The 12,922-nt window shown below is 37.3% G+C and carries 23 protein-coding genes; 5 read left to right on the forward strand and 18 right to left on the reverse strand.

The window, feature by feature from the left end; translation table 11 throughout:
- A partial coding sequence (locus FOF46_RS31960; protein WP_167572014.1) for a hypothetical protein occupies nt 1-581 on the forward strand: 581 nt, incomplete at its 5' end.
- Between the two features lie 23 nt (nt 582-604).
- Here the strand turns inward: FOF46_RS31960 and FOF46_RS29990 are convergent.
- From FOF46_RS29990 to FOF46_RS30075, 18 genes are all read right to left on the reverse strand, one after another.
- The gene (locus FOF46_RS29990; protein ID WP_143919109.1) at nt 605-835 is read right to left on the reverse strand and encodes a DUF4248 domain-containing protein; all 231 of its coding nucleotides are present in this window, start codon (nt 833-835) and stop codon (nt 605-607) included.
- Nucleotides 836-855: 20 nt separating this feature from the next.
- Nucleotides 856-1,263: a hypothetical protein gene (locus tag FOF46_RS29995; protein WP_143919110.1), complete on the reverse strand. Its 408-nt coding sequence runs from the start codon at nt 1,261-1,263 to the stop codon at nt 856-858.
- A gap of 67 nt (nt 1,264-1,330) precedes the next feature.
- Nucleotides 1,331-1,531: a hypothetical protein gene (locus tag FOF46_RS30000; protein WP_143919111.1), complete on the reverse strand. Its 201-nt coding sequence runs from the start codon at nt 1,529-1,531 to the stop codon at nt 1,331-1,333.
- 3 nt (nt 1,532-1,534) lie between these two features.
- Entirely contained in the window at nt 1,535-2,194 is a 660-nt protein-coding gene (locus FOF46_RS30005; protein ID WP_143919112.1) for a hypothetical protein, read from the reverse strand.
- Between the two features lie 69 nt (nt 2,195-2,263).
- Nucleotides 2,264-2,656, reverse strand: coding sequence for a hypothetical protein (locus tag FOF46_RS30010; RefSeq protein ID WP_208746837.1), 393 nt, complete (start codon nt 2,654-2,656; stop codon nt 2,264-2,266).
- Nucleotides 2,657-2,703: 47 nt separating this feature from the next.
- A complete protein-coding gene (locus tag FOF46_RS30015) occupies nt 2,704-3,705 on the reverse strand; it encodes a peptidoglycan-binding domain-containing protein (RefSeq protein WP_143919113.1) in 1,002 nt (333 codons plus the stop codon).
- A gap of 3 nt (nt 3,706-3,708) precedes the next feature.
- On the reverse strand, nt 3,709-4,137 hold the full coding sequence (locus FOF46_RS30020) for an annexin (protein ID WP_143919114.1): 429 nt from the start codon (nt 4,135-4,137) through the stop codon (nt 3,709-3,711).
- 1 nt (nt 4,138) lies between these two features.
- Nucleotides 4,139-4,321, reverse strand: coding sequence for a hypothetical protein (locus tag FOF46_RS30025; RefSeq protein ID WP_143917302.1), 183 nt, complete (start codon nt 4,319-4,321; stop codon nt 4,139-4,141).
- A 55-nt stretch (nt 4,322-4,376) separates the two neighbouring features.
- Entirely contained in the window at nt 4,377-5,213 is an 837-nt protein-coding gene (locus FOF46_RS30030) for a hypothetical protein (RefSeq protein WP_143919115.1), read from the reverse strand.
- The gene (locus tag FOF46_RS30035; RefSeq protein ID WP_143919116.1) at nt 5,197-5,535 is read right to left on the reverse strand and encodes a hypothetical protein; all 339 of its coding nucleotides are present in this window, start codon (nt 5,533-5,535) and stop codon (nt 5,197-5,199) included. The genes FOF46_RS30030 and FOF46_RS30035 overlap by 17 nt, the downstream gene beginning before the upstream one ends.
- 50 nt (nt 5,536-5,585) lie before the next feature.
- Entirely contained in the window at nt 5,586-5,873 is a 288-nt protein-coding gene (locus FOF46_RS30040) for a hypothetical protein (protein WP_143919117.1), read from the reverse strand.
- 15 nt (nt 5,874-5,888) lie between these two features.
- Nucleotides 5,889-6,401, reverse strand: coding sequence for a hypothetical protein (locus FOF46_RS30045; protein WP_143919118.1), 513 nt, complete (start codon nt 6,399-6,401; stop codon nt 5,889-5,891).
- A gap of 43 nt (nt 6,402-6,444) precedes the next feature.
- Entirely contained in the window at nt 6,445-6,849 is a 405-nt protein-coding gene (locus FOF46_RS30050; protein ID WP_143919119.1) for a hypothetical protein, read from the reverse strand.
- 47 nt (nt 6,850-6,896) lie between these two features.
- Entirely contained in the window at nt 6,897-7,520 is a 624-nt protein-coding gene (locus tag FOF46_RS30055; protein WP_143919211.1) for a hypothetical protein, read from the reverse strand.
- 109 nt (nt 7,521-7,629) lie between these two features.
- Nucleotides 7,630-8,229, reverse strand: coding sequence for a hypothetical protein (locus FOF46_RS30060; protein ID WP_143919120.1), 600 nt, complete (start codon nt 8,227-8,229; stop codon nt 7,630-7,632).
- 52 nt (nt 8,230-8,281) lie between these two features.
- Entirely contained in the window at nt 8,282-9,541 is a 1,260-nt protein-coding gene (locus tag FOF46_RS30065) for a hypothetical protein (RefSeq protein ID WP_143919121.1), read from the reverse strand.
- A gap of 34 nt (nt 9,542-9,575) precedes the next feature.
- Nucleotides 9,576-10,484, reverse strand: coding sequence for a hypothetical protein (locus tag FOF46_RS30070; RefSeq protein ID WP_143919122.1), 909 nt, complete (start codon nt 10,482-10,484; stop codon nt 9,576-9,578).
- Nucleotides 10,484-10,945 carry a hypothetical protein gene (locus FOF46_RS30075; protein ID WP_143919123.1) on the reverse strand — a complete coding sequence of 154 codons (462 nt, stop codon included), beginning with the start codon at nt 10,943-10,945 and terminating at the stop codon, nt 10,484-10,486. The genes FOF46_RS30070 and FOF46_RS30075 overlap by 1 nt, the downstream gene beginning before the upstream one ends.
- Before the next feature lie 194 nt (nt 10,946-11,139).
- On the opposite strand from FOF46_RS30075, the gene FOF46_RS31965 reads away from it, so the two are divergent.
- The 4 genes from FOF46_RS31965 to FOF46_RS33160 all read left to right on the forward strand — a co-directional run.
- Nucleotides 11,140-11,316: a hypothetical protein gene (locus FOF46_RS31965; RefSeq protein ID WP_167572015.1), complete on the forward strand. Its 177-nt coding sequence runs from the start codon at nt 11,140-11,142 to the stop codon at nt 11,314-11,316.
- 161 nt (nt 11,317-11,477) lie between these two features.
- Entirely contained in the window at nt 11,478-11,894 is a 417-nt protein-coding gene (locus FOF46_RS30080) for a hypothetical protein (protein ID WP_143919124.1), read from the forward strand.
- Nucleotides 11,895-11,967: 73 nt separating this feature from the next.
- Nucleotides 11,968-12,534: an adenylate kinase family protein gene (locus FOF46_RS30085; protein WP_143919125.1), complete on the forward strand. Its 567-nt coding sequence runs from the start codon at nt 11,968-11,970 to the stop codon at nt 12,532-12,534.
- A 302-nt stretch (nt 12,535-12,836) separates the two neighbouring features.
- A partial coding sequence (locus tag FOF46_RS33160; protein WP_143919126.1) for a DUF4172 domain-containing protein occupies nt 12,837-12,922 on the forward strand: 86 nt, incomplete at its 3' end.

A 12,922-nucleotide genomic window follows, 5' to 3' on the forward strand; every position in this document is an offset into this window, starting at 1 on the left:
GAACTTGTGTTGTTATCAATGATGAATATCTAAAGATTAGGTTTCGAGAGGTTTCAAAAAGAGTTGTAGTTAACGAAAATAATTGGGAAAGATCGGAATTAGTGCCATCCGGAATTTTATCATTAAGATTGGATGATGGTTATCCCGAAAAGCAATGGAGAGATTCGGAAAAAAACCCTATCGAGTCTAAATTATTAACAATTATTGCTTCTATTGAAACAAAAGCTATGCTCAATAAAAAAAGAAAATTAGAGTGGGCTAAACAAAAAGAACAGCAGGAAAAACAACGTAAAAAAGAAGAAGAGTTAAAAAAATTAAAAGAAACAGAGCTTTTAAATTTTAGAGAATTATTCAAAACCGCTAATAGATGGCATGAATCTCAATATTTAAGAAATTATATAAAAGAGTTCAAGCAATTCGCTGAAAAAACCAACACATTAACTAATGAAAAGAAAAATTGGATTAATTGGGCTTTAGAAAAAGTAGATTGGTACGATCCATTTATTGAAAAGGAATTAGAACTACTATCCGATGTTGATAGAAACACTTTAACTACAAAAAATTCAAATACATTGTACTAACTCCTGCTTAATCTTATCATTTTTCAGGGTTCTCCTAATCGTTCAAAGAGAAATCGTACTACTTCAGGACGAAGTAGTTTTGTACTTTTCTTATAACCAAACTGTTGTAATTCTTCAAGGTAAGTATGTATCCAGGAAGAAAAAGTTTTGGTGCATACATTATACAATGCTGCCAATTCGTATTTGTAGTAGGCTTTAAGTTTAATAGGAGATTCTCCTTCGAAATAAATCCCTTGATGCTGTTTCTTTTTCATAATCTTATACTTTAAAATCACTATTGACCATCCCAATAAGCAACTAAATCTCCAGAGGTGTGATCTTCATCATAAGTGATCATTTGTGGTTCATCAAAAATGTAAACTCCACCAACTGCAGCAATAGCAATATTATGGGTATTAGATAGTTTTTCGAGTCCGGTTACAAACTCTCTAAACCGTTCTTTTTTGTCATCATCTATAGGAGCTTTCTCTTTTATAATTTTCTTCCAAAGTTGTAGCGCATCTTTAAGCGCACTTTTTTTATCGGTATACAATCCATAAATATCCTTTGCCTTAATACCTCCAGAGAATAAATCTTCTACATCCGTAAGGTTCCGTTCTGCATCTACAAATAATTCCTCGAAATCTTCTAGCCCCGGATAAGGTTGCATTACGATATATATACGTTCTGTATTAATTTTCATAATCTTATTATTTTATTTCTAAGACTAGCGAACCTAATCCATTCATTTACAACATTCAATTGGGTATTTATAAAGATTTTTGTAATGGAGGCACTGCTTCTTTAGGCATTTCTTTAATCAACTCCTCTCCAAACACATTACCCAAAAATCCCCCAATCAGGATAAACGGATAGGTTTCTTTGGGAGCGTATTTCTTAGCAATTATAAAACCCAGCATACTACCAATCAATGCTAATCCCGCTTTTTGAGTGTTTTTAGATACCTTCATCCCTTAGTTCATTCTATTTAATAAAACCAATCCTCCTGCAGCCAGTACTGATCCCCAGGCAATTCTGCTTAATCGTCTTCTACGCTCATCCCTAAAATCTACTAAGGTTACTGTAAACATATTCCCATATCGTTTTTGATGTTCCTTTGAGATATTCATAAACCTTTTAAAATCATCCGCATTGGCAAATACCAGACAACCTGCAGAAAAATCATCAATGACTTTAGTCGTTCCTTGTTTTCTTGCCCTATGGATATTGATTCCAAATTTCCCAGTATCCTGGATTCCCGATTCAAACCATTTAAACAATCCTTTTCTTTCATAATCACGGATCACATGTACCTCATTTAGTTGTACAAGTGCCGGGTATACCCCTCGATGTAATCCTATACTATGAGAATTTATGTATTGACCTTTCTTTAGAAATGCGGTCCCTTGTGGGTGCATTGGATTTTCCAACCAGTACTGTCCGGGGTCTGTGGTCGCTTTAAAGATGTGATACACCCATCTCCCTTGATCATTGGTATAGAATACATGGATTTCATCATCAAACCTGTTACTTCGAACAAAGCGACTCCGATACCCAACAATATTGAGTTTATACGGCTCTTTATAGACTTCATATCCTTTACTTCTTAGTATTTGTAAACTTTTTGATAGCATACTATTTAGGCTCCTATATTTTGATAATACCAACTGACAAAAATCCTTTTATAGAAAACCAGGACGTTTCTAAAGTGTCCTGGCTAAAAACGCTACTGCAAATAAGAATGCAAAGAATATAAACGTAGATAATTTTAGTTTTTGCCATGGTGTTATGGTTTTAAAATCGTTTCTAAACTGATGATCCAGGTACTCTTCTGAAGTAGGCCAGATCAGTTTCATTAATATCCGTACAATGCCGTGAAGGATAAAAATGCCGATAATCGCAAAAAGATACACCTGAAATATACCTGCATCATAGGTTCCTGCTGTGGGGTCAATCCAATGTAAAAAAGCTGCACTATGCATCCATAGAATTAATCCAACGGCTAAAGAGGATAATTCTCTCCATACTTTAAGGTATCCCCATATTGGAAGATCACTATTGAATATCTGTTTAAACCAATTGATTATTTTTTTCATTGTAGTCTTATTTTTTCACTATTCACTTTACATTTTTCACTTTTCACTCAAAGAGAGGATAGATTGGCAGTAGGAGCAAATACGGTTTCTCCCGACTGTGTTAGGATCCGTGTCCTTTCATTCTCCATTCCTGTGATGTACCCAACTACGGTATCAGGAGCTAATTCCGGAACAATAAAGGATCCATCCATCGCCTGAAGTAGTGTAGGTCGTTCTACAACAGCAAGGTTCCACTCCTGGGTGATTTGATTACCTATATTATCAAACGATCCAATAGTTCCTATCCCCGGAATAAACCATACGCCTCGAGCATTTTGTTTTAATCCCATTCTTCTAAATTCTGCCCTGATCTTCACTTTCTCCAGTTCTTTGTTTTTAAAAGCCACACTTAATAAAGCATTGACCAGTGAAGTTACCCGTGTCCCCAAAATCCTTACATTCTGGAAAAACGTACTAACCTTTTTGTACTGACTAACAGAACTTATTTTCTTCAATCCATTTAGAACACCAAATAGATTTTGTTTGTTGGCGGAAGCTATGATCTCATTAGCAATACCAGCAGGATGAAATCCATTAGAATTGGCAGTTCTCCCAACTAGAGTGGTAAAGTTAGTTTCTGTTATGACTGAAGGAAATCCTGCTGCACGTAATGCCCGTTCTGTTCCTTTACCAAATACTCCATCCACTTTTCCGTTTCTAAAACTTGTTTCTTTTATGATCAAGGCAGGTTGTCCTCCTTTGGCAAGGAGCGCTTCTTGCACCATCTGAACCAGTGATCCCCGAGTTCCCCTTTTTAATGGAAACTGGTCGCTGGCAACTCTTGGCAGCAAAGGTTTGGACACTATCGTTCCGGGTGTGATCGGAGGTATTGGCTTTTGTATATTTCTTTGATTGCCTGCCCGGTTGCTGAAATATGTATAGGCCAGATATCCCAACCCTAATACCAATCCTCCGCCTAAACCATACATCAGTACCTTTTTTCTGGAAAGTGGTTTTTGGGTTGTTTTATTTTTTAGCCGTCGTTGTCTCGCTGTTTTAGATTCCATCATTTTTTACTTTTTTAAATTGATAATTTCCTGGGCAATGGCAAATTCTTCTGTAGAAAGCTCGTTTGCTAGGTCCGCAGATAGATTATTTCCGTATAAATCTTTATAGGCACGTTCTACCTTTCGCATCATAGACGCATTCGGGATTTGTTCTATGGTATTAAACACCATCTCTTCATCGGTTCCCCAACCAAAAGCATTGTCATTCTCAAATGCCATTTTTAATCGGATTGCAAAGTTTGCAGGATTGCCAGGTTGTAAAGCATGCCTCTCCCGGTTGTTCCGTTTAAACTTTCTTACCAAAGCCCGGACAGCGAAGAACATCCCAATACCCAATCCACTAGCCAGTAAGACTGTAGTTACATCTTTGCTTACGGATATTTTCGGTCTGTTTTTTATAGCTTCTACTGCTAGAGCTGCCGCTGGTAATGCCATATTACTTTTTGTTTATTTTCATTTTAACCAGGTTCCTGATAAAGGCATCATTCAGGAATAGCTTTTCCATGTGAATGATCCCTTTGGCACCAAAATGTTTGTTCATCGTCTCAAAAGCCTTTTTGACCTGATGCGCTTCTGTTTTATCTTTTACTTCTAATCCTATGGTAACTTGTGCTTGCATAATTTTTTATGGTTTCTGAGCTTTATATAGTATCTAGGAATCTAAGAAGTCTTAGCTACTTAGATTCTTCATCTCTTTGTTCTTTCTTTTGCTGTAATTGATTGAGATAGTAGCCTATCTTTTGAATCAGATTGTCATCTTCTTTGATCTGTTCTCCTAGTTGGATCATCAATTGTACTACTTGTTCGAACTGTTCTTCTGTAAACAGCTCACTAAGATGCTCTAATACCTGAAGTGAATAGTCATTTTCCTCACTATCATTTATATTTCTATCTGTCTCATTGAGACCCAGACTTCCCAGAGTACCTGCGATCCCCTGCATTTGTTTGGGGTACTGTTTGGCCAGTCCGGAGATCGCTCCGGGAAGCAGGGCCTTGCCTAATTCTACAAATCCTAATTTCTTGACCAAAGCTTCGATTTCTTCCTGCTTGGCTTCCGTTTCTTTTTTGGACTCTGAGAGGCTTTTTTCTAACTCTTTTATTTTATCGCTACGCATTGCGTAGGCTTTTTTAAGCTCTTCAAAATCCCTTTTTTGCAATTCCTCCTGGAGCAGGGAATGTACTTTATGATGTACCCCGTTTAAGGTATCCTGGTTATTCTTGTTAATCTCTTCCAATTTCTCCTGGAGCTTTTGGTTTTCCATCGATAACCGCTGTATGGTGAGTTGATCTTCTACCACAGCATTATGGGATTTTCTTTCGTTTACAACAGGTAATTTTCTAACAGAGTTATTTTCTAATAGTGGTGTTTTTAATACCTCGAGCTTCGACTGACCTTGTTCCATTTTGTATTTTACATAGGCACTCTCGCTTTCAAAGCCTAGTTTTTCCATCTCTGCATATTGCAACTCATTTAACCGAACGGATCCGGGTTTTCTATGTCTTGCTTCCATCATCATTAGTTTTTAAGATCACTTGTAAAAAGCGAATTTTACGTTGGTACTTCCTGGTGTTGGTAATCTCAATACGATCTGCATGCTCATGCATGTTTTCCCTGATTTCCTTGGTATACCAATTATCATATCGTCCGTAGTCAGATTTTACAACAAGGCCCCAATCAATATAAGTGACTAACCAGATTTCGTTATACGCCTGAAATTTTAGCATACCCATAGCAGGGATAATAAATTCCCTATACACGATCCTATAATTTTCAAACCCTTTTTCTTTAGCTCTTCGATCTGCATACTGCAGTGCAAATTCCTCATGCATCACACATTGTGTGTTTTGGCCTCTCACTCATGCGAAAATGCCTTATTAATAATTCATTTTAAAATCTTTTCAGGGACCTCTTCTACTAATAGCCATACTGTAACTTCATATGGATATTTGGCTTTTCCGTCATCTTCAAAAGTGGCATGGATATAATCTGTTGTTCCAGATTCAGCTACAGGGGTAATTTGATACTTTTCAGGAATGTCTGAAAGCGTTAATTCCTCATCTGGTGTTAATGCCGAATCAATCATTGCCGAAAATTTATCTTCAGAAGTAAGTTGATGTTCTTTATAAAAAATTCCTCTTTTCTGAAATAGAGATAGTGTTCCCAGGATCATCTTTTTTGGTTTTAGTTAGGGTATGGGTAGGTTGAACGAGATAAAAGCATATCCATAAAATGGGTAACTCCACAGGTAATATTTTTCTGGAGTGCATTGCCCTAGTTGCAAGACATCAATAATGATTGGAGTTCTGGGCTCTGCCGGAATATCCCCTGAAGCAATAAAGGGAAAGGTATCTGTCACCGGATGGGCATAATACCACCATCCGCCTGCTTGTTCTTCTATGGTAACATTCCGGGGATAGTTTGTTGTATATGTTGTTCCCGGATTGAGCTCCAAAAAAGAGGTGTCTTCCATTTTGGCAGGCGATACTCCATAATACAAACGGGATGGTCCAGGAATATCACTACATTTTTTCTGAACGTTGCATGTCGTCAATATCCCGATAACGGAATTGGTAGTAAAAGGAAGTTTGGCCTCTGCGTTTAAAAATTGATTTTCCGTGTGAATACTAAATTTTAATGGAACAAACTTCCTCCGTATTACTACATCCTGTTTATTGCCTGAATGAATTAAACACTTCATAACTATCTATTTTAATTGTCCATTATGGACTTTTTTGCTTCCGTCATACGGATTCTTCAATGAGTATGATCAGGCTCACTTTATAGCCTTGTCCAAAAGCGGCATTACTATGATCTTTATCCTGGTAGCGAACCTTTATGGAAAGATCACCGGGTAATACATCTCCTAATTCAAAGAAACGCTCCCTTGGAGCAACACTAAGTGAGGACATTAGTATTTTGCTGTCAAACCCATCTGGAAATAGTTCTTCTCCACCAATTTCAATCCGTTGGCTTCCCCGATAGTACAATCGATCCGGGTATTCTGAAATCAATTGTAACCCTTTGACCAGTTTAGTATGTTTTGGGAGTTCCAGGGTATCAATGGTAAACAATCCATTTGCCTTATCTACTTTAAAAGAAAAGGTGACCCTCGTCTCTTTGGTTTTTGGTTTTTCTTCGTTATTCATCTAAAGTGATATTTCATTATTATTTTAAATGTCGATTATCGACCGACTTATGCAGGGACGGTTGCGGTTCCTGCCAGTACGACTTTAATAAGGGCCTTTTCAGGGGCATCATCACCCAATTCAATATTAAATTCAAATTCTTCATCATCACGAATAAAGCGAGGACTTTCTAAAAAGTAGGTCCCGATGTTGATGGTGGTATTGCCATCGGTAGCAAAATCCTGCATCGGACGCTCATCAATGATGATCTTTTTATTGGCAATCAGGGAAAAGACCCCATTTTGCAATCCGCCTACTTTTTTGATGCTATCAAAATTGGTTTGTTTGATCACCTTTTTAAGTTCTGAATCACTGCCGGGAAGATCCCCTTCAATTTCTGAGGCCAGTAAGATGATACGGTTACATAAAAATAACCGGTCCTTCTGAAGCTTGGCCTGGGTAACATTGGTAATCCCAATCTCTTTAGCATCCTGTGTTTCAAACATATCGATATTGGCCTTGTTCCCTGCAAACTTGATCGAATAGTAGGCCGTATCTGCCAATTGTAACCTTCCTTCTTTAATCCCTGTGGCTACTTTAACCATTGCAGGATCAAACTTTTTGGCCTGATCCCGAAGCGAGATATGGGCATTCACAATTTCTAAAAACTGCGATCTTGAACTTTTTTTCATGGTATTCATGTTTTCTGTATTTAAGTATTAAGTAATGAGTCTTAAGTACAAAGTGTTAGGTAAAGTTTTAGTACTCTTTACTTTGTACTAACTACTTTGTACTAAAGAACTATGCTACGGCATTGAGTTCTGTGATATCTTCTGCGCCATTTAATTGTTCGATATCAATACTTCCAAAATCCGCTTCTCCCATTTCATCATCAAGGCCTTCTACAAAATCCTGATGTATATCTGCTGTCGGAATGGGTTCTCCAGCTTCTATTTTTTGGATAATTTCATCCACTTCACTGGTATCAAAATCACCCTGATCTGCTACTTCAGATCCCATAAAGACCAAAGGGCGGTCTTCAAGGTTTCCAAGGGACAGCTTTTGCGCCATAGCAGGGGATAATTTATCCAAGTATAACTTTTTGCCTATGGCTTTTAAAGAAGTTACAGCCCGGTCTTTAGCTTTATCGAGGTTATCTTTAATCCCGTCAATACCATTGGTGGTCTCTGCTTTTTTGCCAAAACCGTTGGAGAATGCCATTCCTACTCCTGCAGAAGTGATCCAGTCTTTACCGTAGTAGGCTCCCCCGAATATGGTGAGTGCACCCAGTGCCAGGGAGTACCTTCCCACAGCGGATCCGGCCACCATTCCTAATACTCCCGTAGTAAGGTGTTTGCCTACTTCCAAAAGGCTATCTTTTGTATTTGCTTTTGATTTCATAATAAAACTTGTTTTTATAGTTTCCGCGATGCGGAAATCTCTTTTTTGATTTCTATAACAATGCCTTCGGAATTAGTTTTTCCGGGGTTTTCCTTTTGGTGGCTGTTTTCTTTTTACGACGAGGACTGCTTCCTTTGGTAAACCTGCCCAATGCATCCCTTTGTGTTAGGTTTCGTTTGCCCTGTCCCATCCGTTTTTTCGGTGTCCCTGAAATCGGTTTTGCTGTTTTCTTCTTATTTGAATTCACAGCAATCGCAATTCCAGTACCTACTACTGCCAATCCTCCTAAGACCAGTAAGGTCGTTTTATGCTTTTGTAAAAAACCCTTCTTTTCTACAGGGGGTGTATTAGTTACTGACCTGTTCCTGGAGATCACTGAGGGTGTAGCTCTACCTCTTGAAAATGGAGAGGGGCGAAAACTGGATGTTCTTGGAATACTCCTGGAAATTGGAGCTGGAAGTTGTCGAACAGGTCGTGCAGGTTTTTGAAATAAAGTCTGTGCACTTTGTTTTACTTTATTCGCTGCGCCAAAAATGTTGCCTATTTTACTAAGGATACCTGCAATTCCTGCTACCGCACCACTGGCAGCAGCTGTAGCAGTTCCGGTAGCTACTGCACCAAGTCCATCCACCTCAAACTCATTGTTCATAAAAGCCTCAATGGTATCGATATCTGCTTCTACCACAAATTTTTCAAAAGGATCATTATACATATCAGGTTCAGTATCGATACTTCCGATAGTAAAACCGCTTAATGGGACTTTTCGGTCTTTGTTCCCTTTTCCTTTTAGAATAGCTTTTCTTAGGTTTCTTCCCCTTCCTCCGGCAGTACGATAAATCTTCTCTGCTTTTCTTACTGTTTTTTTAAGTTTTGAGAATTTTCTCATGTCAATTCCCATTTTCCTGGCCTGTGCCTCACTGAGGTATCCAAAACGTAACCTACTGGCAACTTTGAACATATTGATCTTCATGGCCAGTAAAAATCCATTACGAAGTAAGATGGTAGCCGGGTTTAGAAAACGGTTAAACGTTCTAACCACAGGCCGGATCACTTTTTTGCCTACTTTTTTGGCAAATTTCTTCAGGCCACGTCCTATCTTTTTAAAGAAGCCTTGCAAACCATCAATGACATAAATATTCTCTTCTGCATCGGCATACAGGATTACATTGCCTTCCTCATCCAATATCTCATAAGCAATATCCGGGGCGGAGTCAGAGACTCCATGTATTATCTCACTCATGCTCTGAGAATCTGATATATCTGATGCATCTAATCCTGTGGCGTCAAATCCATCTAATCGGTGTAATTCCATAGTTGTATTATTTTGGGGTTGCATCCCCTGTTTATTATTTTTTAAGTTGTCGACCCTTCCTTTGGGACGAACCCTTCTTTTTGGTAAATAATCGTAATACTCCAATTCCTGCAGCAACGGATATCCCGGAAATGATCAAAAAATTGAGCAGATCAAAATCATCATCTTTCTTTTTCATATTGCTATTGATATACATATCATCAAATCGAAATGGGGATACGATCTTACCCGGTATCGTACTCCTTTTAGATGTATTTGGGATTACTTCCCTAACCACACATCTGGGTCTTTGTAGTGGTTGCGCCATCTTTCTTAAAGGAAGTTTTGGTTGTTGTAAAGCATCCAGGCTAATCGCTGCCATATCAACTCCACTTAGTCCGGATAGCTCTTCAATAAGGACATTTCCCTCTGGATCAATGTCCTTCTTTTCGGAATAGGGGACTTCATAATTAAAGCGATCTGCCACACAATCGATAGTGATATGACCTCCCCTAAAAGGCACGATAGGGTATACATGCTGAAAATGCTTTTTACCTCCGTATTTTGTGATCCTCATCTGGTATGGAATCCCTAAATTGGTAAGGATACTTCCTATAAAAACGGTATAACAATCACAATCTACCCCCGTAGTTCTATCTGCCCATGTACGTGAAGGTCTGCGGACCTGTTCTATGCCCGTGGCATCCATTCTATACTGGATATGACCATAGACGAAATTCCAGATGTTCCTACACACAGCATAGCGGTTTTTAGTATTTAGTTTCTTTGCTAATACTGCGGTATCATCAAGGGTTTCTGCAATAACTTTTTGCATTAATTGTAGGGTATCCTGTAATCTTGCTTTTCCTGCGCCCACAATGACAGTATCGTTTTGGATACTTTTAGGAAAGAACGTAGTATACTGAACTCCCGGATTGATATGTCGTTTAGTAATTGCCTGCATTAGAGTTTTAGTATGATGTTATCAAACTGCTCATGGGGTAAACCATTGACCCTGGTGATGATTTGTGTTTGAATCTTAAGTTCGATAGGAGCCCCGGATCGGATATCACTGACTACTTTGGTGCCTAGTACCTGGATCAGGGTTAACCACCCTGCGGATTGTATACGTAAATCAAAATCTTTTTGACTGTTTTCTGGAATCTCAATAATTGTGTTTTCAATGGTTGAACTTCCTAGCAGTTTGTCTTTAAACAAGATTTTGACAAAAGGATGCTGTAATTTTAATGTAACCGGATTAGGGTTCTGTATTTGGACTGCTGCGGTTAATTCTATTCCAGTCAAATTGACCTTATGGATGCTTACCCGGATACGAGAAGTAATATTGGTACTTGCTCTCTGCAACCGGGATAAGTATCGAATCGAAAAAAAAGTCGCTAAACCACCTACAATCCATTTGAACATAACTTCCTTGTTTTTATCAAAGGAAAATGTTTACTAAACAGAGTACAAGTGAGCTTGTATAAGCCTGTTTTGGCTATGGTTTTGTGTAGAATTTATGCTAGCTTGATGGTGTTTTAGAGCCTTGTTTACACTATAAGTAAACCTTTGGTTCTTAAAACTTAAAAAGGTTGATATATACTTAAATACCCTATACGATGGAAATGAGATTTTGGAGTAAAGCGGAACTAGCAATCCGTTTTGGAATTAGCAGAGAAACCTTGAGATTGCGGTTAAAAGAAATTGAAGGGTTGGATACCGGGAGGAGGCAATTATTATATCCTTATGAAGTGCGGATGGTGTTTAGGGCTTTTGGAATATTAGAATATAATTGATAGGTTATACTTTATAAATTTAATTCCAAAAATACTGAGATGATTAAGACATATAAGTGACCTAACATCAATTAAATTAATTTAAAATCCGCTAGATTTGTCATGAATATATGTGTTCCGATGTATATATTTATTTGTTGTACAAAATTAAACAGGAAAAATTGACTGAAGAACAAATTAGAAACGGATTTGAGGAATTTGTCGGAAATAAAAAATACAACCATTTTGTTCTGACTCTTTATGAAGCATTCCCATTGAGAGATCGGTTGTTTTTTTGGCAAAAACAATTACTTAAGGACTTTTCGGATGAATTTAACATTGATCCAATAATGTTTGAAAATGTTCACAACATTTTTAATCATTGTCCTGTACATAACCATGAATTGAAAAATGAAAATGTGCCAATAGTCGATGAAGGTCAAATTCTACCAGAGGCATTTTACAAAAGAGAAAAGGATTTTTTCCCAATGGCAAATATCAATGCCCCAAGAGATTTAGAAAGGTTTAGTTATCCAAAAAGTGTTGATGTAGTTTATTGCCAAAAATGCCGAGAGGTTGTGAAAAATATGACGAAATAAAAACGCTACAAAATACACTATATATGATCATAACAGGATAAAATGTTGGTATTATAAAACACAAAACTAAAATATGAATATAATTATTTTTGGACCACCTCTTGCTGGAAAAGGAACTCAAAGTAAAAGGATTATTAATGATTTTGGATTGACTCATCTCTCAACTGGAGATGCTTTAAGATCGGAAAAAGCTCAAAAAACTGAATTAGGAATCAAAGCATCTGAATATAGTAGTAAGGGTTTATTAGTTCCTGATGACTTGGTAGCTCAAATAGTTGAAAGTTTCTATCATAATCACAAATCTGAAAAAGGAATTCTATTTGACGGATATCCTCGAAATACTGAACAAGCAAAACATTTATTGAATGTCATTGAAAAAGACGGAAGTTCAATAGACAAGGTTATCTTTTTGAAAGTCCCAAAAGAAGAACTTCTCAAAAGAGCGGTAAAAAGAGCAGAAGAAGAAAACAGAAAAGACGATAAAGACAGTAATATTGTATTAACTAGAATTAATGAATTCGGAAACTCAACAATTCCTGCTATAAATTTTATTAAAGAATCTGGAATCAAAACAATTGAAATTGACGGAAATCAATCCATTGATGATATTTATGAAATTATAAAAAGTGAATTCCAATAAAACGATAATAGAGCATTTCAAATCAAAATAGGATCACCAATTAATATTCGCAGTAACAAGGTCAAAAGATTTATTTATCAACTGGGATATATAGTGTAAAAGCATTAGGCCTCGGTTATATGATGGCTATCTTCTCCAAAAACTTCAATTGAATCTAAAACTGTGGAATTGAATTATTTTCCCAGCCATTTTAGGACGAGACAGAACATACACCAACTAGGGTATTTAAGGAGCATACCTTGTTAATCTCATTAAATATGCGGAGAATAATTTGTATATTTGCCGCATAACCATACATTAAAATGGCAAAGTATATTTATCAGTACGAAAATTGGCCCCATTTTACCTGGAATGAAAAAAAAATTCAGGTGATTTTTGGTAAAGTACG

Origin of the sequence: Aquimarina algiphila (genome assembly GCF_007489275.1) — a bacterium.
GTDB lineage: Bacteria > Bacteroidota > Bacteroidia > Flavobacteriales > Flavobacteriaceae > Aquimarina > Aquimarina algiphila.